This window comes from Nocardioides sp. (assembly GCF_050246775.1).
Lineage (GTDB): Bacteria > Actinomycetota > Actinomycetes > Propionibacteriales > Nocardioidaceae > Nocardioides.
Window position 1 is genome coordinate 72,589 of the sequence record NZ_JBFWVK010000006.1, and the last position, 20,495, is coordinate 93,083.

At 68.8% G+C, this 20,495-nt stretch carries 23 protein-coding genes and 1 tRNA gene; 5 read left to right on the plus strand and 19 right to left on the minus strand.

Annotated features, from left to right (window positions below; genetic code table 11):
• Positions 1-6 precede the first annotated feature (6 nt).
• The 17 genes from AB7I40_RS20460 to argS all read right to left on the minus strand — a co-directional run bounded on the left by AB7I40_RS20460 (position 7) and on the right by argS (position 16,191).
• On the minus strand, positions 7-792 hold the full coding sequence (locus tag AB7I40_RS20460) for a F0F1 ATP synthase subunit delta (protein WP_428345151.1): 786 nt from the start codon (positions 790-792) through the stop codon (positions 7-9).
• Complete coding sequence (locus AB7I40_RS20465; protein WP_428345224.1) at positions 792-1,310, minus strand: F0F1 ATP synthase subunit B; 519 nt, start codon at positions 1,308-1,310, stop codon at positions 792-794. Before AB7I40_RS20465 ends, AB7I40_RS20460 begins: the two co-directional genes overlap by 1 nt.
• Before the next feature lie 48 nt (positions 1,311-1,358).
• Positions 1,359-1,562 carry an ATP synthase F0 subunit C gene (gene atpE / locus AB7I40_RS20470; protein WP_056908071.1) on the minus strand — a complete coding sequence of 68 codons (204 nt, stop codon included), beginning with the start codon at positions 1,560-1,562 and terminating at the stop codon, positions 1,359-1,361.
• Positions 1,563-1,635: 73 nt separating this feature from the next.
• Positions 1,636-2,433 (minus strand): F0F1 ATP synthase subunit A, encoded by a 798-nt coding sequence (atpB, locus tag AB7I40_RS20475; protein WP_428345150.1) that lies wholly within the window; start codon positions 2,431-2,433, stop codon positions 1,636-1,638.
• A gap of 37 nt (positions 2,434-2,470) precedes the next feature.
• Entirely contained in the window at positions 2,471-2,719 is a 249-nt protein-coding gene (locus AB7I40_RS20480) for an AtpZ/AtpI family protein (RefSeq protein ID WP_428345149.1), read from the minus strand.
• A 30-nt stretch (positions 2,720-2,749) separates the two neighbouring features.
• On the minus strand, positions 2,750-3,205 hold the full coding sequence (locus AB7I40_RS20485; protein WP_428345148.1) for a hypothetical protein: 456 nt from the start codon (positions 3,203-3,205) through the stop codon (positions 2,750-2,752).
• A gap of 100 nt (positions 3,206-3,305) precedes the next feature.
• Positions 3,306-4,430, minus strand: coding sequence for a glycosyltransferase family 4 protein (locus AB7I40_RS20490; RefSeq protein WP_428345147.1), 1,125 nt, complete (start codon positions 4,428-4,430; stop codon positions 3,306-3,308).
• Positions 4,431-4,434: 4 nt separating this feature from the next.
• Positions 4,435-5,094, minus strand: coding sequence for an L-threonylcarbamoyladenylate synthase (locus tag AB7I40_RS20495; protein WP_428345146.1), 660 nt, complete (start codon positions 5,092-5,094; stop codon positions 4,435-4,437).
• Positions 5,095-5,112: 18 nt separating this feature from the next.
• Positions 5,113-5,964, minus strand: coding sequence for a peptide chain release factor N(5)-glutamine methyltransferase (prmC, locus tag AB7I40_RS20500; protein ID WP_428345145.1), 852 nt, complete (start codon positions 5,962-5,964; stop codon positions 5,113-5,115).
• Positions 5,961-7,034: a peptide chain release factor 1 gene (gene prfA / locus AB7I40_RS20505; protein ID WP_428345144.1), complete on the minus strand. Its 1,074-nt coding sequence runs from the start codon at positions 7,032-7,034 to the stop codon at positions 5,961-5,963. The genes prmC and prfA overlap by 4 nt, the downstream gene beginning before the upstream one ends.
• 81 nt (positions 7,035-7,115) lie before the next feature.
• Complete coding sequence (gene rpmE, locus AB7I40_RS20510) at positions 7,116-7,334, minus strand: 50S ribosomal protein L31 (RefSeq protein ID WP_428345143.1); 219 nt, start codon at positions 7,332-7,334, stop codon at positions 7,116-7,118.
• Between the two features lie 119 nt (positions 7,335-7,453).
• Positions 7,454-9,457, minus strand: a complete 2,004-nt coding sequence (rho, locus tag AB7I40_RS20515) for a transcription termination factor Rho (protein WP_428345142.1) — start codon at positions 9,455-9,457, stop codon at positions 7,454-7,456.
• Between the two features lie 244 nt (positions 9,458-9,701).
• A complete protein-coding gene (thrB, locus tag AB7I40_RS20520; protein WP_428345141.1) occupies positions 9,702-10,622 on the minus strand; it encodes a homoserine kinase in 921 nt (306 codons plus the stop codon).
• Positions 10,623-10,627: 5 nt separating this feature from the next.
• The gene (gene thrC, locus AB7I40_RS20525) at positions 10,628-11,692 is read right to left on the minus strand and encodes a threonine synthase (RefSeq protein WP_428345140.1); all 1,065 of its coding nucleotides are present in this window, start codon (positions 11,690-11,692) and stop codon (positions 10,628-10,630) included.
• Positions 11,692-12,993 carry a homoserine dehydrogenase gene (locus AB7I40_RS20530; RefSeq protein WP_428345139.1) on the minus strand — a complete coding sequence of 434 codons (1,302 nt, stop codon included), beginning with the start codon at positions 12,991-12,993 and terminating at the stop codon, positions 11,692-11,694. The genes thrC and AB7I40_RS20530 overlap by 1 nt, the downstream gene beginning before the upstream one ends.
• On the minus strand, positions 12,990-14,507 hold the full coding sequence (gene lysA, locus AB7I40_RS20535) for a diaminopimelate decarboxylase (RefSeq protein ID WP_428345223.1): 1,518 nt from the start codon (positions 14,505-14,507) through the stop codon (positions 12,990-12,992). The genes AB7I40_RS20530 and lysA overlap by 4 nt, the downstream gene beginning before the upstream one ends.
• Before the next feature lies 1 nt (position 14,508).
• Positions 14,509-16,191, minus strand: coding sequence for an arginine--tRNA ligase (argS, locus tag AB7I40_RS20540; protein ID WP_428345138.1), 1,683 nt, complete (start codon positions 16,189-16,191; stop codon positions 14,509-14,511).
• A gap of 101 nt (positions 16,192-16,292) precedes the next feature.
• Between argS and AB7I40_RS20545 the strand changes: the two genes are divergently transcribed.
• From AB7I40_RS20545 to AB7I40_RS20565, 5 genes are all read left to right on the plus strand, one after another.
• Positions 16,293-16,364: transfer RNA gene (locus AB7I40_RS20545), tRNA-Arg, on the plus strand.
• A gap of 491 nt (positions 16,365-16,855) precedes the next feature.
• Complete coding sequence (locus AB7I40_RS20550; protein ID WP_428345137.1) at positions 16,856-16,996, plus strand: hypothetical protein; 141 nt, start codon at positions 16,856-16,858, stop codon at positions 16,994-16,996.
• The gene (locus AB7I40_RS20555) at positions 16,993-17,271 is read left to right on the plus strand and encodes a hypothetical protein (RefSeq protein ID WP_428345136.1); all 279 of its coding nucleotides are present in this window, start codon (positions 16,993-16,995) and stop codon (positions 17,269-17,271) included. The genes AB7I40_RS20550 and AB7I40_RS20555 overlap by 4 nt, the downstream gene beginning before the upstream one ends.
• Positions 17,268-17,906, plus strand: a complete 639-nt coding sequence (locus tag AB7I40_RS20560; protein ID WP_428345135.1) for a universal stress protein — start codon at positions 17,268-17,270, stop codon at positions 17,904-17,906. Before AB7I40_RS20555 ends, AB7I40_RS20560 begins: the two co-directional genes overlap by 4 nt.
• Positions 17,845-18,885, plus strand: a complete 1,041-nt coding sequence (locus tag AB7I40_RS20565; protein WP_428345134.1) for a right-handed parallel beta-helix repeat-containing protein — start codon at positions 17,845-17,847, stop codon at positions 18,883-18,885. Before AB7I40_RS20560 ends, AB7I40_RS20565 begins: the two co-directional genes overlap by 62 nt.
• A 6-nt stretch (positions 18,886-18,891) precedes the next feature.
• Here the strand turns inward: AB7I40_RS20565 and AB7I40_RS20570 are convergent, their stop codons facing one another.
• Both AB7I40_RS20570 and AB7I40_RS20575 read right to left on the minus strand, forming a co-directional pair.
• Complete coding sequence (locus AB7I40_RS20570; RefSeq protein WP_428345133.1) at positions 18,892-19,806, minus strand: LCP family protein; 915 nt, start codon at positions 19,804-19,806, stop codon at positions 18,892-18,894.
• The gene (locus AB7I40_RS20575) at positions 19,803-20,387 is read right to left on the minus strand and encodes a hypothetical protein (protein ID WP_428345132.1); all 585 of its coding nucleotides are present in this window, start codon (positions 20,385-20,387) and stop codon (positions 19,803-19,805) included. The genes AB7I40_RS20570 and AB7I40_RS20575 overlap by 4 nt, the downstream gene beginning before the upstream one ends.
• Between the last annotated feature and the right edge of the window lie 108 nt (positions 20,388-20,495).

Consider the following 20,495-nt stretch of genomic DNA (forward strand, 5'->3'; position numbering starts at 1 on the left):
GGCATGTCAGCCCGCCAACCGGCGTCGTGCGTCGTCGAGCCGGCTGACGACCGTGCCGTCGATGACGTCATCGCCGATCTCCACGCGGATGCCGCCGATCACGTCGGGGTCGATGATCTCGTTGAGGTGTACGTCGCGGCCGTACTGGCGCTGGAGTGCCGCGACCAACCGGGTCTTCTCGGAGTCCGCCAGGGGGCGTGCCACGCGAACGGTGGCCACGCCCTGCCCGTAGACCTCGGCTGCGACCTGTTCGTACTCGGCCAACGCGACACCCACCGTGCGGTAGGAACCGGCCAACGCCTGGTCGACCAGCGACACCGTGGCCGGCAGCGCCTTGCCGTCGAGCAGGACCTTGACCAGGCCACGCTTGTCGGCGATGGAGCGGGCAGGGTCGGAGAGCGCGTCGCGCAGCTCGGGGTTGTCCCGGACGATCTGCCCGAAGCCGAACAGCTCGTCGGAGAGCCGACCGGCATCGGAGCCAGCCGACTTGGCCACAGCGATGACGCCGAGCAGCTCGAGCGCGTCGGCCAGGTCGCGGGTGGAGCTCCACCTGCTGCCGACCGCCTGAGCGACCAGGCTGACGGCGTCAGCACCGATCTTGTCCCCGAAGACCTGCTGCATGAGTCCCGCCTTGGCCTCGGCAGCGATCGACACGTCGGTCGCGACCCGGCGCAGACCGGGCTCGGAGCGCAGCACGGTGGCCACGGCGAACAGGTCCTCGCCCGACGTGGAGTCGGTCAGCTGCTCCTTGAGAGCAGCCGCCGATCCAGCCGAAGGCCCGCGGAAGGACATCAGTTGGCGCCTTCCAGCTCGGCCAGGAAACGCTCGACCACGCGACTCTGACGTGCGTCGTCATCGAGGCTCTCGCCCACGATGCGACCAGCCAGGCCGGTGGCCAGGCTGCCGACCTCGGCACGGAGCGAGGTGACCGCCTGCTGGCGCTCGGCCTCGATCTGGGCCTTGCCGTGCTCGACGATGCGGGTGGACTCGGCCTGGGCCTGCTCCCGCATCTCCGCGATGATCTGTGCACCTTGCTCGCGGGCTTCCTCACGGATCCGGGCGGCTTCGTGCCGGGCGTCCCCGAGCTGCTTCTCCAGCTGGGCGAGCTTGGCGTCAGCCTCGGCCTGCTTGGTCTCGGCTGCCTTCAGGCCGCCTTCGATGGCCGTGGTCCGCTCGGCGAACGTCTTCTCGAAGGTCGGGATGACGTACTTCTTCAGGGCGAAGAAGAGGATGCCGAAGACCACGAGCGCCAGCAGGAACTCGACCCACACGAAAGCGAGCGGGCCGTGTTCCTCCTCGGCGGCGAGGATGATGAGTGTCTGCATGTTCCGTCCTTCGTCAGTCCTGCTGAGTCAGAGTCAGAGAACGAATGCGAGCGCGATACCGATGATGGCCAGCGCCTCGGCGAGGGCGAAGCCCAGAATGGCGATCGACTGCAGGCGGCTCTGGGCCTCCGGCTGGCGGGCGACTCCGGAGATGTAGGCGGCGAAGATAAGACCAATGCCGACACCGGGGCCGATGGCTGCAAGGCCATAGCCGATCATGTTCAGGTTGCCGTCCACGGCGTGTTCCTTTCGGTTGTTTACTACTTGAACGTTCGTGCGCTTGTGGGATCGATCAGTGACGAGCTGGTGCTCAGTGCTCGTCGGCCAGGCTGCCCGAGATGTACATGGCGTTCAGCAGGGTGAAGACGTAGGCCTGCAGGAACTGCACCAGCAGCTCCAGGAACGAGATCAGGATGAACAAGACCCAGGCGAGCAGTCCCACCGGCTTGACGAGCAGGTCGCCCTCCTGGAGCAGGTAGAGACCGCCGGTGGCGAAGAGGATCACCAGCAGGTGACCGGCGAACATGTTCGCGAAGAGACGCAGGGCCAGCGTTGCCGGCCGGACCACGATGTTGGAGAAGAACTCCAGGGGCACCAGCAGCGGATACATGAAGGGGGTCACGCCCGAGGGCACGCACTGCAGCTTGAGGTAGCCGACGAATCCGTGCTTCCTGATCCCGACAGCGTTGTAGACGACCCAGCTCAGCCCGGCCAGCGCGTAGGCCATCGAGGCCCGCGAGAACGTCGGGAACTGGACACCCGGGATCGAGCTGAAGAGGTTGTTGACCAGGATGAAGAAGAAGAGCGCGAACAGGTAGGGCACGAACCGCATGAAGTCGTGGCTGCCGATGACGTCGCGACCGATGCTGTTGCGCACCATGCCGTAGGCGGACTCACCGACGAACTGGAGGCGACCGGGGACCAGGGCGGCTCGCCGGGTCGCGAGGAAGAAGAAGACGAAGACGATCACGGCTGCGAGGACCAGCTGGAACATCGGCTTGGTGACCGGGCTTCCGGCCACGTCGAAGAACCCGGGCAGATCGAAGTTCCCCGGCCCCGGGGGCGTGAAGCCCTCCGCGCGGATCACCGTCATCGAAACGTTGCTCACCGTGTCTCCTGTAGTGCTGGCGTCTGTGGTGCTGGCGTCAGTTGCTGCGGTCGTGCGGCCGATCCGCGAACGGCTTGTTGAACCGGGACCACGTCATGAAGATGCCGAGCCCCGCGCCGGAGAGAATCCCGACGACCACCAGCCACGAGGTTCCGAGCCAGCGGTCCAACCCCCAGCCGATCAGCCCGTACATGAGCACTCCCGAGACGAGATATCCGAACGCGTGCCAGGGGTCTCCGCGTGGAGTGTCGTCGGGGTCCGCAGACGGGGGTTTCTGCTGAGCCATCGCGAACCGGACAATAGCAGTGATGAGTGGTCATCGTGCACCCGCCTCCGGAACATCGACGCGCAGGTCGTAGGCGGGGATGCGCGCTCGGCTCGCGAGCACGATCTGGGTGATGAGCCACCCGAAGGTGCCCACGATGACCGCGCCGGCGAGCCAGCGCCGGTCCAGGGCGTCCTCGAGCAGGCCGCTGCGGTTGAGTGCCACGAAGGCCAGCCCCATCGCCACTACCTGGAGCGTGTAGGTGAGCAGCGCGACCATCAGGGAAGCGGCGGGCATCAGCCCGCTCACGGCATTGACGGTGAAGGATCCGAAGGCGAACACGACGACCACGAGAAGCGTTCCGGCCAGAGCGCCGTACGCCGCAGGGGTTCCGCCCACCAGGGCTGCGACCACCACGGCGATGAAGCCCACGATGCCCGCTGAAAAGGCCGCACCGAGGAGCACGGAGCCACCAGAGGTGGTGTCCTGCTTCGACTCGGTCGTCATCGTTGGCGGCCGTTCTGTGGAAGGAATCCTTGCGTGCAATCTACGCGCCACTGGCGCTTGTGAAAAGTAGCACAAAGTCCCCGGCGGCAGGAAATCGGTCTCAGTCGTGGCGTAGCGGCAGCGGATGGATGGTCCGCAGACGCGGCAGGACGAACGTGACCGCCAGGGTCACGACGAATCCGAGCGCCATCACCGCCCACATGAGCCGACCGGAGTAGAGGCTGGCGAAGACCGTGCCGAAGCCGATCATGGCCGCCCACATCCACATGATGATCACCGCACGACGGTGCGAGTGCCCGATCTCCAGCAACCGATGGTGCAGGTGCTGCTTGTCGGGGGCGAAGGGTGAGCGCCCGGCACGGGTGCGGCGTACGACGGCCAGGACGAGGTCGGCCAACGGCACGATCAGGATGGAGATCGGCAGGATGATCGGCAGAAGGGTGGGCAGCAGACTGGCACCCTCGCTCAAGTCTCGTACGTCGATCTGCCCGGTCAGGGCGATCGCCCCACCCGAGAGAACGAGACCGATGAGCATCGATCCGCTGTCGCCCATGAACAGCCGGGCCGGGTAGACGTTGTGCGGCAGGAAGCCTGCGCACACGCCCGCCAGGGCCACGCAGAGCACCGCACTGCTGATCGACAGGCTCAGGCCGTTGTTGCTGAACAGCTCATAGGCGAAGGCGAAGAAGGCGATGGCACCGATGCCGACCACGCCGGTGGCGAGCCCGTCGAGCCCGTCGACCATGTTGACCGCGTTGACGGTAGCGACCACCACGAACACCGTCAGCAGTGCGGCCTGCTCCGGGACGAGGACCAGCGACCCACCGCCGGGTTGCGGCCAGTTGGAGTACTGGACGTTGTTGAGCACCAGGAACGCGGCCGCCAGCACCTGGCCCCCGAGCTTCGTCAGGGCATCGAGCTCGATCAGGTCGTCGATGACGCCGACGACGCAGATCATCGACCCGGCGATCAACACGACCCGGATGTCGTGGAAGACCAGCTCGTTGGCCCGGCTGAGGAACGGCAGCTCGCGGGCCACCAGGAATGCGGCCCAGAGGCCACCGAGCATCGCCGGGCCGCCGAAGTACGGAATCGGCACCGCGTGCACGTCCCGGTCGCGGACCTGGGCGACTGCGCCGGTGCGCAGGGCGATCTCGCGCGCCACCACGGTCAGCAGGTAGGTCACCGAGGCGGCGACCAGGAAGACCAGGATGTACTCCCGCATCCAGCTATCCCTCGTCCGACAGGGCGGCACCCAGCGGTTCGAGGATGTCGTTGAGTCGTTCGAGACTGAGCGCTCCCAAGCGCAGGATGCGGCCCTGAGGGCCGGTCACGTCGACGATGGTGGAGGCCGCCTTGCCGAGGCTGGGACCGCCGTCGATGATCACCTCGACCCGGTCAGCCAGCATCTCCTCGGCCTGGTCGGCATTCGTGGCCGCGGGCAGGCCGGTGGTGTTGGCGCTGCTGACGGCCAGTGGCCCGGTGCGCTCCAGGATCTCCAGGGCGACCGGGTGATCGGGCATCCGCACCGCCACGGTGCCGCGGGTGTCGCCGAGGTCCCATTGGAGGGACTTCTGCTGCCGGGCGACGATGGTCAGCGGGCCGGGCCAGAACTCCTTGATCAGGGCGCGGGCGTAGTCGGGCAGTCCCGCGGCCAACGCATCCGCGGTGGTCGCGGAGCTCACCAGCACGGGCGGCGGCATCTCCCGCCCACGTCCCTTGGCCTTGAGCAGGGCCTCGACCGCCTCGGGGTCGAAGGCGTCGGCAGCGACCCCGTAGACGGTGTCGGTGGGCAGCACGATCAGCTGCCCGCGCCGGATCGCCAGCGACGCCGCTTCGATGCCGGCCTCCCGGTCCTCGCCGTCGGCCGTTGAATATCTCGTGCTCACGCGTCACACCTCACGGGGTCATCGTGCCAGTCGCGCCGTCACGTAGCGGGCCCGACCTGCCAGATCACGGTGGTCGCGCACACTCTCCCACCGTCCGGCGCCGCTGAACACGGCTGGCGCGGCCTCGGCCTGCACCTCGGCATGCTCGGCACCCACCACTCCCCCGGGCTTGAGCAGGACGGCGGAGCGGCGCTCCAGCACCCGCATCGCGTCGAGTCCGTCGGCACCGGAGAACAGGGCCAGGTGCGGGTCGTGGTCGCGCGCTTCGCGGGCCACCGACTCCCAGGCGTCGAGCGGGATGTACGGCGGGTTGCAGACCACCACGTCGACCGTGCCCGCCAGGTCCTCGAAGGCGGTCGCCACGTCACCGTGCCGCAGGTCGACCCCGGTCCCGGCCAGGTTCAGGACCGCCCAGTGGTGGGCGGACTCGTCGAGCTCGACCGCGTGGATGTGCGCGCCCGGCACCTCGTCGGCGATCGCCTTCGCGATGGCACCCGACCCGGTGCACAGGTCGACCACGACCGGGTCGTGGTGGCGCCTGGCCTCGTCGATGGCCCATCCGGCGAGCAGCTCGGTCTCTGGGCGGGGCACGAACACCCCGGGGCCGACTCGCAGCTCCACGTAGCGGAACGCCGCGGTGCCGATGAGGTGCTGCAGCGGTTCGCGGGCCTCGCGACGCACCACCAGGGCCTCGAACCGCACCTCCGGGTCCGCGCCGACCTCCTCGACGAGGGCCAGTTGTCCCAGGCTCACGCCCAGGACGTGCGCCAACAGCTCGTCGACGTCACGTTCGGGCGATGGCACACCCGCACGTCGCAGCCGCTCGACGCTCGCCGCCCGGAGCTCGCGGCGACGCACTCCCCCGCTCAACTCTCGAGCGCCTCGAGGCGGGCCGTGAGATCGGCCTGGATGCAGCTGCTGATGATCGGGTCGAGCTCTCCGTTGAGGACGCTGTCCAGGTTGTAGGACTTGAAGCCCGTGCGGTGGTCGGAGATCCGGTTCTCGGGGAAGTTGTAGGTGCGGATGCGTTCGGAGCGGTCCACCGTGCGGATCTGGCTCTTGCGGGCCACGCTCGCCTCGGCGTTCGCAGCATCCTGGGCCGCGGTCAGGAGTCGTGCCCGCAGGATGCGCATCGCGGAGTCCTTGTTCTGCAGCTGGCTCTTCTCGTTCTGGCAGCTCACCACGATGCCGGTCGGGACATGGGTGATCCGCACGGCCGAGTCCGTGGTGTTGACGCTCTGCCCTCCCGGACCGGAGGACCGGAAGACGTCGATGCGCAGATCGTTCTCGTCGATGCTGACATCGACCGGCTCGGCCTCGGGCATCACGAGCACGCCCGCAGCCGAGGTGTGCACCCGGCCTTGGGACTCGGTGACCGGCACCCGCTGGACCCGGTGCACGCCGCCCTCGAACTTGAGCATGGCGTAGGGGGCCTCACCCGGCTCGGGGATCCCCTTGGCCTTCACCGCGACCGTCACCGACTTGTAGCCACCGAGGTCGGACTCCGTGGCGTCGAGGATCTCGGTCCTCCAACCCCGCTGCTCGGCGTACCGGGTGTACATGCGGAGCAGGTCGCCGGCGAACAGCGCCGACTCCTCCCCGCCCTCACCGGACTTCACTTCGAGCAGGGCGTCCTTGGAGTCCGTGGCATCGCGGGGCACCAGGAGGTGGCGCAACCGCTCCTCGGCCTGGTCACGCTTGGCCAGCAGTACGTCGACCTCGGCGGCGAACTCGGCGTCGTCGTGGGCCAGCTCGCGGGCCGCCTCGGCGTCCTCGCCGAACTGGTGCCACTCTCGCCAGGTGCGGATGATCGAGGAGAGCTCCGCATAGCGCTGGTTCAGTCGTTTTGCCAGCTGCTGGTCAGCATGCGTGGCCGGGTCGGCCAGACGCTCCTCCAGTTCGGCGTGCTCGGCGACGAGCCCTTCGACGGCCTCGAACAAGGGATGCCTCTCGGTGTGGGCGTGGGAAAATCCACAGGCGCCGGCCCCCGCACGAATGCGGTGACCGGCGCCTGGAGGTTGCTACTTGCTGGCGGTCTTCTTGGCGTAGCGGGCCTCGAAGCGGGCAACGCGACCGCCGGTGTCGAGGATCTTCTGCTTGCCGGTGTAGAACGGGTGGCACTGCGAGCAGACGTCGGCGTGGATGCTGCCGGAGGTCGCGGTGCTGCGGGTGGTGAACTGAGCGCCACACGTGCAGGTGACTGCCGTGTCGACGTAGTCCGGGTGGATGTCCTTCTTCATTGTTTCCTCTCAGTCGCCGGGTCGCCCTCCGCGCCTTGCGGACTGCGTGAACCGGAACCAACACAGAAGTGTGCCACCCCTGACAACCGCGAAGCCAATCGCGGTATTCCGCCCCCGGGTCAGTCGCTCTCGCGGGTGTTGACCGCCGGTGTGGTCTTCTGGACCTGCATCAGGAACTCGACGTTGCTGTGGCTCTTCTTGAGCCGCTCGAGCAGCAGTTCGAGGGCCTGCTGGCCGTCGAGGGCTGCCAGCACGCGACGAAGCTTCCAGACGATTGCCGTCTCCTCCTTGGTCATGAGGAGCTCTTCACGTCGGGTGCCGGACTGGACGGCGTCGATGGCCGGGAAGATCCGCTTGTCCGCGAAGTCACGGCGCAGGCGCAGCTCCATGTTGCCGGTGCCCTTGAACTCCTCGAAGATCACCTCGTCCATCTTGGAGCCGGTCTCGACCAGGGCCGTCGCCAGGATGGTCAGGGAGCCACCGTTCTCGATGTTGCGCGCCGCTCCGAAGAAGCGCTTCGGCGGGTAGAGCGCGCTCGAGTCGACGCCGCCGGACAGGATCCGACCGCTGGCCGGAGCCGCGAGGTTGTAGGCACGGCCCAGGCGGGTGATCGAGTCGAGGAGGACGACGACGTCGTGACCGAGTTCGACCAGGCGCTTGGCCCGCTCGATCGCAAGCTCGGCGACCATGGTGTGGTCGGTGGCCGGGCGGTCGAAGGTCGAGGCGATGACCTCGCCCTTGACGGTGCGCTGGAAGTCGGTGACCTCTTCGGGACGCTCATCGACCAGCACGATCATCAGGTGGCATTCGGGGTTGTTGGTCGTGATCGAGTTGGCGATCGACTGGAGCACCATCGTCTTGCCCGCCTTCGGGGGACTGACGATGAGGCCGCGCTGGCCCTTGCCGATCGGGGCGGCGATGTCGATGACGCGCCCGATCAGGTTGGTCGCGTCGGTCTCCAGCCGCAGCCTCTCGTTGGCGTGCAGCGGAGTGAACTTCTGGAACTCCACCCGGTCCTTGGCCGACTCGGGGTCGGCTCCGTTGACCGAGTCCACCCGGACCATGGGGTTGAACTTCTCCTTGCGCTCGCCCTCCCGCGGCTGGCGCACCTGGCCGACCAGGGCGTCACCGCGGCGCAGTCCGAGTCGGCGCACCATCGACATGGCGAGGTAGACGTCGTCACTGCCCGGCAGGTAGCCGCTGGTCCGCACGAACGCGTAGTTGTCCAGCACATCGAGGATGCCCGCTGCGGGGACGAGGATGTCGTCCTCGAGGATGGTCGTGTCGGGTTCCCGGTTGCGCTGGTTGCGCGGGTTCTCGCGCTGCTGAGGGTCGCGCTGGTTGTCCCGCTGGACGCCCTGCCCGTCACGGTCACGTCCGCGGCGCCGGCGGTTGCGCCGGCCACCTTCCTCGTCGCGCTCCTGGTTGTCGCGTGCCTGGTTGTCGCGTGCCTGGTTGTCGCGTGCCTGGTTGTCGCGTGCCTGGTTGTCGCGTGCCTGGTTGTCGCGTGCCTGGTTGTCGCGTGCCTGGTTGTCGCGTGCCTGGCTGTCGCGTGCCTGGGCGGCCGGCTGGGTGCGCTCCTGCTGGCGCTCCTGCTGGCGCTCCTGGTTGCGCTGGTTGCGCTGGTTGCGCTCGCGTCGGCCCGAGTTGCCCTCGGGCGCGGGGTCTCCGCCGGCGTGATCGGCGTGATCGGCGCCCGCTTCGGCGACAGCAGGCTGTGCCGGGTCGGCTACTCGTTTGCGGGGCTCCCTGCGCGATGAGCGCTCGGGCTTCCGGTCGTCCGACTGGGCAGCAGGCGCGGCGACCGCCTGGGGTTCGCGCTGGGCTTCCGGCTGGGCCGCGGACTGGGCTTCCGGCTGGACCTCCGCCTGGGTACGGCGGGCCCTGGTGCGCGGCTTCTCCTTCTCCTGCGGCGCTGCGTCGCGCTGCTGGCCTCCCGCGCTCCCCTGAGCCGACTTGATCGCGTCGATGAGCTGCGCCTTCTTCATGGTGCCGCTGCCAGCGATCCCCATGCTGCCGGCCTTCGCCTTCAGATCGGCGAGGAGCATGGAGTTGAGACCGCCACCGCGTTTCTTGGGCGCCGAGTCCGGCGCAGCGGTAGTGGTTTCGATGGTGTCCGTCACGTGAGGTCCTTCCCACGTATCAGGCCGATCCGGCTCGCAAGCCGTCGGCTTTGGTCGGTGCTTCGCTCATGCCGTGGGCACGCGTCGGGCCGCAGGGCCCCGCACGGAAGTGAGGAAGTGGGTGCATCTGCGGCGAATGCCGAATGATGCGGCGCCACGATCGTGGCGCAGGTTCACATTATCACCCGCTCTGCCGGAATCGTGAGTCAACGCGGCGTACTGCCCAGGGCAGTCGTCCGGCCGATCACCCGACGATGACTCCGGCGGACTCGACAGCCAGCGGGCGGGCCTGCCACCCATCGGGACAACGGGCCACCAGGCTGGTGACGCGCTCCAGGGCAGCGGTCGCGGAGGTGCCGCGGTCGACGAAGGCCAGCACGGTGGGTCCGGCACCAGACACGATCGCGGGCACCTGATCGGCGCGCAGCGCGCGGACGAGGCTGAGCGACTCCGGCATGGCGGGCTCACGGTAGTCCTGGTGGAGGAAGTCGCGGGTCGCCGCCCACAGGAGGTCGGGCTGTCCTGCCAACGCCGCGACCAGCAGCGCGGCACGCCCGGAGTTGGCCGCCGCATCGGCGTGGGAGACCTGGGCGGGGAGCAGGCCGCGTGCCACCGTCGTCTCCACCGGGGTCGGCGGCACGAAGACCACCGCGGAGATCCGCGGATCGACCCGACTGCGCGCGGCGAAGAAGGCATCGCCCTCGCGGCCGGAGATCACGAAGCCGCCGAAGAAGGCGGGCGCGACGTTGTCCGGATGCCCCTCGATCTCGGCCGCCAGCTGGAACAGCGCATCGTCGTCGAGCAGGTCGGCCCCTCCCTCGACCAGCGCGCGCGCCAGGGACACGCCTGCCACGATGGCCGCCGAGGACGAGCCGAGGCCGCGACCGTGCGGGATGAGGTTGTCACACTGCAGGTGCAGTCCACTCGGCTGCGCGCCGAGCTTGTCGAAGGCGGCGCGCATGGCGCGCACCACGAGGTGGGACTCGTCGCGCGGGACGGCATCAGCACCAGAGCCGGCGATGTCGATGACGAGTCCGGAGCCGGTCACCCGCGCCTGTAGGTGATCGCGGAGCGACAGTGCCAGGCCGAGTGCGTCGAACCCCGGCCCCAGGTTGGCCGACGTGGCCGGAACCGACACCCGGATGCCGTCCTCGACGAAGCGCACCGGCGTCAGACCAGCCCTGCTGCGCGGGCTGCTGCGTCCACGTCCGCGTCGACCACGTTGTCCACCAGCGGACCGAAGCCCTCGAGGGCCGTGACGGTGTCCTTGAGCCCGTGACCGGTCACGGTGATGACCACGGTGGAGTCGGCATAGGACTCCCCCGCGGCCAGTTCCTTCAGCATGCCGGCGACGCCGGCTGCCGAGGCGGGCTCGACGAAGACACCGTCGCGGCAGGCGAGTTCGCGCTGGGCAGCCAGGATCTCCTCGTCGCTCAGGGCAGCGAAACGTCCGCCGGACTCCGCAGCGGCAGCCTCGGCGAGCTTCCATGACGCCGGGTTGCCGATGCGGATGGCGGTGGCCTTGGTCTCGGGGTGCGGGAACGGCTCTCCGGTGACCAGGGGCGCTGCTCCTTCAGCCTGGAAGGCACGCATCACCGGTCGGCGGGTGGTGCGCCCGAGGTCGGCGTACTGCTTGTAACCGAGCCAGTACGCCGAGATGTTGCCGGCGTTGCCGACCGGGAGCAGGTGGTAGTCGGGGGCGTCACCCAGACGGTCGACCACCTCGAAGGAAGCGGTCTTCTGGCCCTCGAGCCGCACCGGGTTGACCGAGTTGACCAGCGCGACCGGGTAATGGTCCGCCATGGCTCTCGACAGCCGCAGGCAGTCGTCGAAGTTGCCGCGCACCATGATCACCTGGGCACCGTGCATCACTGCCTGAGCCATCTTGCCGGCCGAGATCTTCCCTTCCGGCACCAGGACCAGTGGCTTGAGGCGCGCCTTGGCAGCGTAGGCGGCCATCGAGGCCGAGGTGTTGCCGGTCGAGGCGCAGACCACGGCCTCGGCGCCCTCGTAGGCGGCCACCGTGATGGCGGTGGTCATCCCGCGGTCCTTGAACGAGCCGGTCGGGTTGTCGCCCTCCACCTTCAGCCAGACCTCGGCGCCGCTCAGCCCGGACAGCCAGTCCGAGCGCACCAAGGGGGTGCCGCCCTCCCCGAGGCTGATCGCGGGAGCGGCTGATGGGATGTCGATGAGATCGCGGTACTCGTCGATCACGCCACGCCACAGGTGTGCCATCACTCGCCTCCGCCTTCGACCCGCATCACCGAGGTGACGTCCCTGACGATGTCCATCTTGCGCAGGTGTTCCACGGTGTCGGAGAGCTGTGCGTCGGTCGCTCGGTGGGACACGACCACGAGTTGCGCCTCGGCGCCCCTGCCCTCTTGGCGCACGGTCTGGATGGACACGTCGTGCTCGGCGAAGGCGGTGGCGACGGCGGCCAGCACCCCCGCGCGGTCCTCCACGTCGATCGCGACGTGGTAGCGGGTGACGGTCTCGCCCATCGGCAGCACCGTGCGGGCGGCGTACGCCGACTCCCCCGGGCCCCGGACGTCGTCGAGGCGGTTGCGGGCGACGGTGACCAGGTCGCCGAGCACGGCACTGGCCGTCGGCGAGCCGCCGGCACCGGGACCGTAGAACATCAGCTGCCCCGCGGCCTCCGACTCGACGAACACGGCGTTGTAGGCGCCGCGCACGCTGGCCAGCGGGTGCGAGAGCGGGATCATGGCGGGGTGCACGCGCGCGGAGACGGCGTCGCCCTTGAGCTCGCAGATGGCGAGAAGCTTGACCACGGAGTTCATCTCGCGAGCACTCTCCACGTCAGCCGCCGTGACCTCCGAGATCCCCTCGCGGTACACGTCGGAGGCCGTCACCCGGGTGTGGAACGCCAGGCTGGCCAGGATCGCGGCCTTGGCCGCCGCGTCGAAGCCCTCCACGTCGGCGGTGGGGTCGGCCTCTGCGTAGCCCAGGTCCTGCGCCTCCTCGAGCGCCTCGCTAAACCCGGCGCCGGAGGTGTCCATCTTGTCGAGGATGAAGTTGGTGGTGCCGTTGACGATGCCCAGGACGCGGGTGACCTTGTCACCGGCGAGGGACTCGCGCAGCGGTCGCACGATGGGGATGGCGCCGGCGACCGCAGCCTCGTAGTAGAGGTCACGTCCCGCCTTCTCGGCCGCCTCGAAGAGGGTGGAGCCGTCCTCGGCCAGCAGGGCCTTGTTGGCTGTCACGACGCTGGCGCCGCTCTCGAGCGCACCCAGGATCAGCGAGCGAGCAGGCTCGATGCCGCCGATGACCTCGATCACCAGGTCGACGTCCTCGCGGGTGGCCAGACCCAGGGCATCGGTGGTCAGCAGTCCCTCGGGGACCTGTACCTCGCGTGCCGCGTCGAGTCGGCGTACCGCCACCCCGACCAGGTCGACGGGTGCGCCGACCCGTGCCGCCAGGTCATCTGCCTGCTCGGTGAGCAGGCGCACGACCTGCGAGCCGACCGAGCCGCAGCCCAGGACGGCGACCTTCAGTCTTGGTTGTCGAGACCCGCTCACGAATTCGCTCCCACGTCGATTGCCCCCATGTCAGTTGCCAGGAGATCGTCCTCAGTCTCGCGCCGGACGACCACGCTCGAGGACCCGTCCCGCACTGCGATCACCGGCGGGCGCAGGGCATGGTTGTAGTTGCTGGCCATCGAACGACAGTAGGCGCCCGTGCCCGGGACCGCGACAAGATCTCCGGAACGGACGTCTCCGGGCAGGAACTCGTCCTTCACCACGATGTCGCCGGCCTCACAGTGCTTGCCGACGACTCGGGCCAGGGTGGGCTCCGCGCCCGAGACCCGACTGGCCAGTGTGCAGGAGTAGTCGGCGTCGTAGAGGGCCGTGCGGATGTTGTCGCTCATGCCCCCGTCGACGCTGACATAGGTACGCCGTGCGCCGCCGTCGAGCGCGACCTCCTTGACGGTGCCGACCTCGTACACGGTGCATACGGCAGGGCCGACGATCGCGCGTCCAGGCTCGATCGAGAGGCGGGGCTCGGCGATCCCCAGGGCGCGGCACTCGTGCTCGACTATCTTGCTCATCTCCGTGGCCAACTGGGCGGGATCCGAGGGATCGTCCTGGGTCGTGTAGGCGATCCCGAATCCGCCACCCAGATCCATCTCCGGCAGGTCGACGCCGATCTCCTCGGAGACTCGCGCGTGCAGCGCGAGGACCCGGCGGGCGGCGACCTCGAAGCCGGAGGAGTCGAAGATCTGGCTGCCGATGTGCGAGTGCAGACCCAGCAGGCGCAGCCCCGGCACCGCCTCGACCCTGCGCACCGCCTCGAACGCGTCCCCCGAGGTGATGGAGAAGCCGAACTTCTGGTCCTCGTGAGCAGTCGCGATGTATTCGTGGGTGTGTGCCTCGACACCGGCGGTGACCCGCACCATGACCCCGACGGGTCCGGTGGTCGAGCCCGGTTCGGTGGTCGAGCCCGGTTCGGTGGTCGAGCCCGGTCCGGTGGTCGAGCCCGGTCCGGTGGTCGAGCCCGGGCCGGTGGTCGAGCTTGTCGAGACCACCTCCGCGAGCCGATCGATCTCCTCGAAGGAGTCCACGATGATGCGCCCGACGCCCGCGGTGACTGCGCGCTCGAGATCCGCAGGGGACTTGTTGTTGCCGTGGTAGCCGATGCGCGCCGGGTCGAAGCCCGCGCGCAGGGCTACGGTCAGCTCGCCGTTGGAGCAGACGTCGAGGTTGAGTCCCTCCTCGGCGATCCAGCGCGCGACCGTCGTGCACAGGAAGGCCTTGCCCGCGTAATACACGTCGTAGGCGGCGAACGCGTCGCGGAACGCCCGGGCACGGGCCCGGAAGTCGGCCTCGTCGAGGACGTACGCCGGGGAGCCGTGCTCAGCCACCAGGTCGGTGAGGCGGACGCCTCCGACACTGAGGACGCCGTCGCGCTTGTGGGCCGTGCCGGACCACAGCAGGGGCACCAGGGCGTTGGGATCCGCCGGTTGGCGCAGCCACGACGGCCCCTTGAGGGCACCGTCGGCGTGCGCCCACCCGGCTTCGTGTGACGGCATCAGGTCACATCCGCTCGGGCGCGGAGACGCCGAGCAGCGCCAGGCCGTTGGCCAGCACCGTGCGGGTGGCGGCCACCAGCATCAATCGGGCCCGGTGCAGGTCTCCGGCTTCTTCCTCGCCCATGGGGAGCACGCGGCAGCTGTCGTAGAAGCGGTGGTAGGCAGCGGCCGTGTCCTCGAGGTAGCGCGCCACCCGGTGCGGTTCGCGCAGCTGGGCCGCAGCAGCCACGACCCGCGGGAACTCCGCGAGGGAGCGCAGGAGCTCGCCCTCCTTCTCGTGGGAGAGCAGGCTGGGGTCGAAGTCGTCGACCTCGACGTCCGAGCCCGTCGAGACCACGATGCCCAGCTCTGCGCCGTTGCGCAGGATGGAGGCCACCCGGGCATGGGCGTACTGGACGTAGTAGACCGGGTTGTCCGAGGACTGCTTGGACCAGAGCTCGAGGTCGAGGTCGATGGTCGAGTCGGAGCTGTAGCGGGCCAGCGCGTAGCGGGCCGCATCGACGCCGATGGCTTCGACCAGGTCGTCGATGGTGATCACCGTGCCGGCCCGCTTCGACATGCGCAACGGCTCGCCGTTGGCCAGCAGGTTGACCATCTGGCCGATGAGGATCTCGAGGTTGACGTGGGGCTGGTCACCGAAGGCCGCGCACATGGCCATCATCCGGCCGACGTACCCGTGATGGTCGGCGCCCAGCATGATGAAGCACCGGTCGAAACCACGCTCGCGCTTGTCCAGGTAGTAGGCCAGGTCACCGGAGAGATAGGCCGGCTCGCCGTTCGAGCGCACGATGACCCGGTCCTTGTCATCGCCGAACTGCTCGGTCTTCAACCAGAGGGCACCGTCGGCCTCATAGGTGTTGCCCAGCTCGGTCAGCCGTGCGATCGCCCGCTGGACGGCCCCGCTGGTGTGCAGGTTGTCCTCGTGGAAGTAGACGTCGAAGTCGACCCCGAAGTCGTGGAGGCTCTGCTTGATCTCGGCGAACATCATCTCGACGCCCTCGAAGCGCAACACCTCCTGAGCCTTCTCGTCGGGCAGGTCGACGACATCGGGACGCTTCGCCACGACGGATCGGGCGATCTCGTGGATGTACTGCCCGCCGTAGCCGTCCTCCGGGGCCGGGAGTCCCCGCACGCTGGCCAGCAGTGACGAGGAGAATCGGTCGATCTGGGCGCCGTGGTCGTTGAAGTAGTACTCCCGGCTCACCTCTGCGCCGGCCATGGTGAAGATCCGGCCGAGCGCGTCGCCGACTGCGGCCCAACGCACGCCCCCGATGTGCAGCGGGCCGGTCGGGTTGGCCGACACGAACTCCAGGTTGATCTTCTCCCCGGCGAACTCGTCGGTGGCGCCGTACGCCGCCCCGGCCGCGACGATCTGCGCCGCGACGACCCCCTGCGCGGCTGCCTCCACGGTGATGTTGAGGAATCCGGGTCCGGCGATCTCGACCGAGGCGATCCCGTCGGTCTGCTCCAGTCGCGCCGCCATGAGCGCGGCGAACTCGCGCGGGTTGGTCCCTGCCTTCTTCGCGAGCTGCAGGGCCACGTTGGTGGCGTAGTCGCCGTGCCCCTTCTGACGAGGTCGCTCCACCGTGACACTGGCAGGCACCCCGTCTGGGAGGGTGATCGCAGCGTCGTGCACCAGGCCCGTGAGGGCGTCGACGATGGCGGTGGAGAGCTGGTCGGGGGTCACCGGTCAAGCCTATCTGCGAGCGACGTACGGACTCACATCGATATCAGTGGCCGGTTTCGCAGCCGCTGGTCGCGGGCGGTATGGTCGTGCCCGCACCGTGAGCCCCCGTAGCTCAGGGGATAGAGCACCGCCCTCCGGAGGCGGGAGCGAAGGTTCGAATCCTTCCGGGGGCACTTTTCTCCCTTTCTCCAGCGCAGCGATCGTCGGTAGTGCCTCCACGACCAGAGTCGGATGCCCGAGGCGCAGGAGCGGCCCCCATCGCCGAGGAGCTTCTTGAACCTTGGTGTCGTTGCGCCGACTTCAGTTGTCCCAGTTTGTCGGGACCTTGGTCCCTGGATGGACGGCGCAGGAGCGGAATAACCTCATCGCCAGGTGCGGATAGGCGCCTTGTGGCGAGAGGCTCGATCACTCGCCAGCACTGCTCCGTGGAGTGACCGGAGTCGGACATGTGGATGGCTTACGCAGCCAATGGTTCACGTCCCGCACTGACCGGGCGGGGCGGATGGAGAGGCACACCGCACTCCGTCGGCGCGAGTTCCCCACCGGGGGGTGGGAGCTCGCGCCGACAGCACTCTCCTGGGATCGATGGTCCCTGGAGCCGATCGGGTGGTGGACGATGGCACTGATACACACAGTGGACCGGACAGTCAGACGAAGGGCGCTGTTGAGCAGCGTTCTGCTGGTGCTCCTTGGGGTGGGCACCGGGCTCCTGTTCGGCCTGACCGTCGTCCACCTCCTGGGCTGGCTCGGACTGCCCGTGGACACCGATATCGGTGGCCTGCTGCGACGGGTCTTCCTGCCATGACGTCGATCCCGGCCTCACACCCGACCGCAGTGGGCGTCCACGACGAGTTGATGGAGCTCACCATCCGGCTGGTCGACGAGTTCCCGGACTTCCCGGCCGGCTCCGTGATGCGCTGTGTGGCCCGAGCCGCACGCCGAGCGTTGTCGGCGGGGGTCCCTGGCCACCAGGTCTCGACACAGACCGAACGCACCGCCCGGCTGGCGCTCACCACACGCCTGACAGGCGTGCCTGAGCAACGAACGCCCGCTCCACAGAGCGTGAGGCGCGCGGGATGAGTACGCCGCGCGGTCGGGTCATCGCAGCAGCCGGTCGCGGGGCCGCAGCCCGAGGTGTGGCCGCCTATGCGGCCCGGGAGGCCGCTGCGCGCGGCAGCGTGCTCGAGTTCCTGCACGTGATCGGGGTCGATCCGCCGGTGCGCTCCGGTCGGCCGCATCAGCCAGGATCCTCCCAGTGGCGCGGCGCTGCCACGCTCGAGGCAGCCGCGCAGGTGGCGGCGGAGGTGGCCCCGGGCGTGCCCGTCGTCCTCACCCTGGTCCGGGGCACCCGGACCGACTGTCTCCTCACCGAGGCGCTCGACGCCACCCTCGTGGTCATCGGTGCGCCCGGCCGGCCCGCGCCGCCGGCGGGCCCGTGGCCCGGCACATGGGTCAGCGCGGTCGTGATGGCAGCACCGTGTCCTGTCGTCGTCGTTCGTGGCGAGGTGCACCTCGAGCCGCTGATGGAATGGTGCGCTCCTTACGATCAGGCACATGAGACACCTCCTGGTCGCCGCTGTTCTCCTCTCATCCCTGGTGCCGGTGGGAAGCCCGTCGCCCAGCTCGGGGGCAGAGGCACCCAGGCTGCTGAGGGTGGGGCCGGGCCGAGCGCTGGAGACGCCGAGCGCCGCCTCAGCCGTCGCCCGCTCCGGTGACCGGATCGAGATCGACGCGGGCACCTATGTCGGGGACACGGCCACCTGGACCCAGGACGACCTGACCATCCGCGGGGTCGGGGGCCGGGTGCATCTCGACGCGGCCGGAAGAAGCGCCCAGGGCAAGGGCATCTGGGTCATCAGCGGGGCCCGCACCCGGATCGCGAACGTCGAGTTCAGTGGCGCCACCGTCCCGGACAGAAATGGCGCAGGGATCCGCCAGGAGGGTGCCGGCCTGGTGCTGCGCAACTGCTGGTTCCACGACAACGAGAACGGGATCCTGGCCGGAGCCAATGCGACCAGCGACATCACGATCGCCGGCTCGCGGTTCTTCCGCAACGGCCTGGGAGACGGCTACACCCACAACATCTACATCGGCGCCGTACGCTCCTTCACCCTGACCGGCTCGTCCATCACCACTGCTCGCGTCGGTCACGAGGTCAAGTCCCGGGCCCTGCGCAACACCATCCGCGCCAACCGCATCCTCGACAAGCAGGCCACGGCCAGCTACTCCATCGATCTGCCCAACGGCGGCGACAGTGTCATCGCCGGCAACGTGATCGAGCAGGGCCCGAACTCCGAGAACCCCGTCCTGATCTCGTATGGCGCCGAGGGACTGTCGAACCCGTCGGCGCGCCTGTGGGTGGTCAACAACACGCTGGTCAACCACCGCGGCACGGGCACCTACGTCGCTGTGGCCGCCGGCAGCAACGCGCACCTGTGGAACAACCTGCTGGTCGGCCCGGGCGACCTTCGGTCCGGAACCGCCCAGCGCACCGCCAACCGACGTGTCCGCAGCGGGTTCCGCGACCCGGCCGCGTTCGGCTTCCGGTTGCGGCCCGGATCACCGGCGATCAATCGCGGTGTGCTGCCGCCGAGCCGCGCCCGGGCGACGTACGAGTTCCGAGCGCCGGTGGGCCGGATCGCCCGTCCCAGGATCGGTCGGGTCGACCTCGGTGCATTCGAGTTCCGGGGCTAGGCCACCTCAGCAGCGTTCGAGCGTCGCGTCCTTGCGGGCCTCGTCGCCGAACCGGGCGGCCATCGCGGTGTCCGGCGTCACGACGCTGGCACCCCCCACGTTCGCGAACCCACCCTGCAGCACGCAGTTGGTGACCTTCGTGGGGTCGACCTGCCCCACGGCCTGAGCGATGACGAACAGCTCGGCGGGTGACAGGTCGGTGGCCATGTTCTTCATGACCGACTGCACTCCGCGCTCCATGAACCCCGGCTTGTCGGCCTTGGCCCGGATGGTGCCGAGGATCCCCTTGATGGTCCGCTGCTGGTTGGCCGAGCGGTCGAAGTCGCCCCCGATCAGGTTGTGACGGATCCGGGAGAACGCCATCGCGGTGTAGCCGTTGAGGTGGATCTTGCCCGCCTTGAAGCCGTTCTCCTTGAGGTGCTCGTCGGAGAAGGCGATGGGGTTGTTCACGGTGATCCCGCCGATGTCATCGACCATGGTGATGAGGCCCTGGAACCCGGTGAGCATCACGTAGTCCGGCTCGATGCCGATCAGGTTTCCGACGGACGTGGCCATGAGCTGGGGTCCGCCGTAGTAGAGGGAGGCATTGATGCGGTCCGAGCCCACACCCTCGATCGGGACATAGGAGTCACGCGGGATGCCGATGGCCGCCGCGGCGCCCGTCTTGGTGTTGATGCCGACGAGCTGGATGGCGTCGGCGCGGGTGCGCGTCATGTCCTCGCCCGGGCGGGCATCGGAGCCCAAGGCCAGGATCCACACGACGTCGGGGGTCAGGTCGACCCCGTGCGCCTGGTCGACCTTCACCAGGACGCTGGAGGCCGGTGCGACCGACGAGTCGGGGACGACGACGAGCGTGACGCCCAGGATGGTGGCCAGAGCGGTGAGCTTGCCGATGCGGGCGAGCAGCTTACGGGGGTTCATCGGGCCGTCCTCGTCACGTTGTAGCCGAACACCTGCCAGGTGTCACTCGCCTTCGGGGTGAGGAACAGGCGCCCCTTCACCATGACCTTCTTGGCTGCGTCACCAGTGGTGGTGAAGACGAGCGTGAACCGGGCCGTGGCACCGGCGGCACGGTTCTTCGCGGCAAGGAGGTCGACATCGATCTTCTTGACGTCAGCGGTGACGGTCTCCACGTCGCCCCCGATCCCAGCATTGCTCATCATGGCCAGGTCTCCGGTGGCGTCCTTGGCCGCGCCGGGAGTGAAACCGGGGAATGCGTCCTCGAAGTCGGTGCGCGGGTAGTCGCCACCGACGTACGCCGCCTCGAACCAACCGTCGACCACGGGGCTGATGGCGTCGACCGCGGCCTGGGCGTCAGCCGGCTTCAACCGGCCCGCAACCGCGCCGAGCGAGGCTTGGACGGGGATCGGCTCGGTCGTCGGCGTGTCGCTCGTTCCGCTGGCCGGATCCTTGTCGTCTCCCCCGGTGCAGCCGCCCAGCGAGAGGGCGGTCAGGCAGGCGAGAGCCACCGCTGAGGCGCGGCCAACCCGTGTTGCATGCATGCGTTCGATTTCCCATCCGTTGTGACTCTGGTGACAGCCTGCCCGACAACCTGCCCCACCCTCTGCATTTGGCGCTGTGTAGGGCTAGCCTTGGTGGCTGTCAGACAA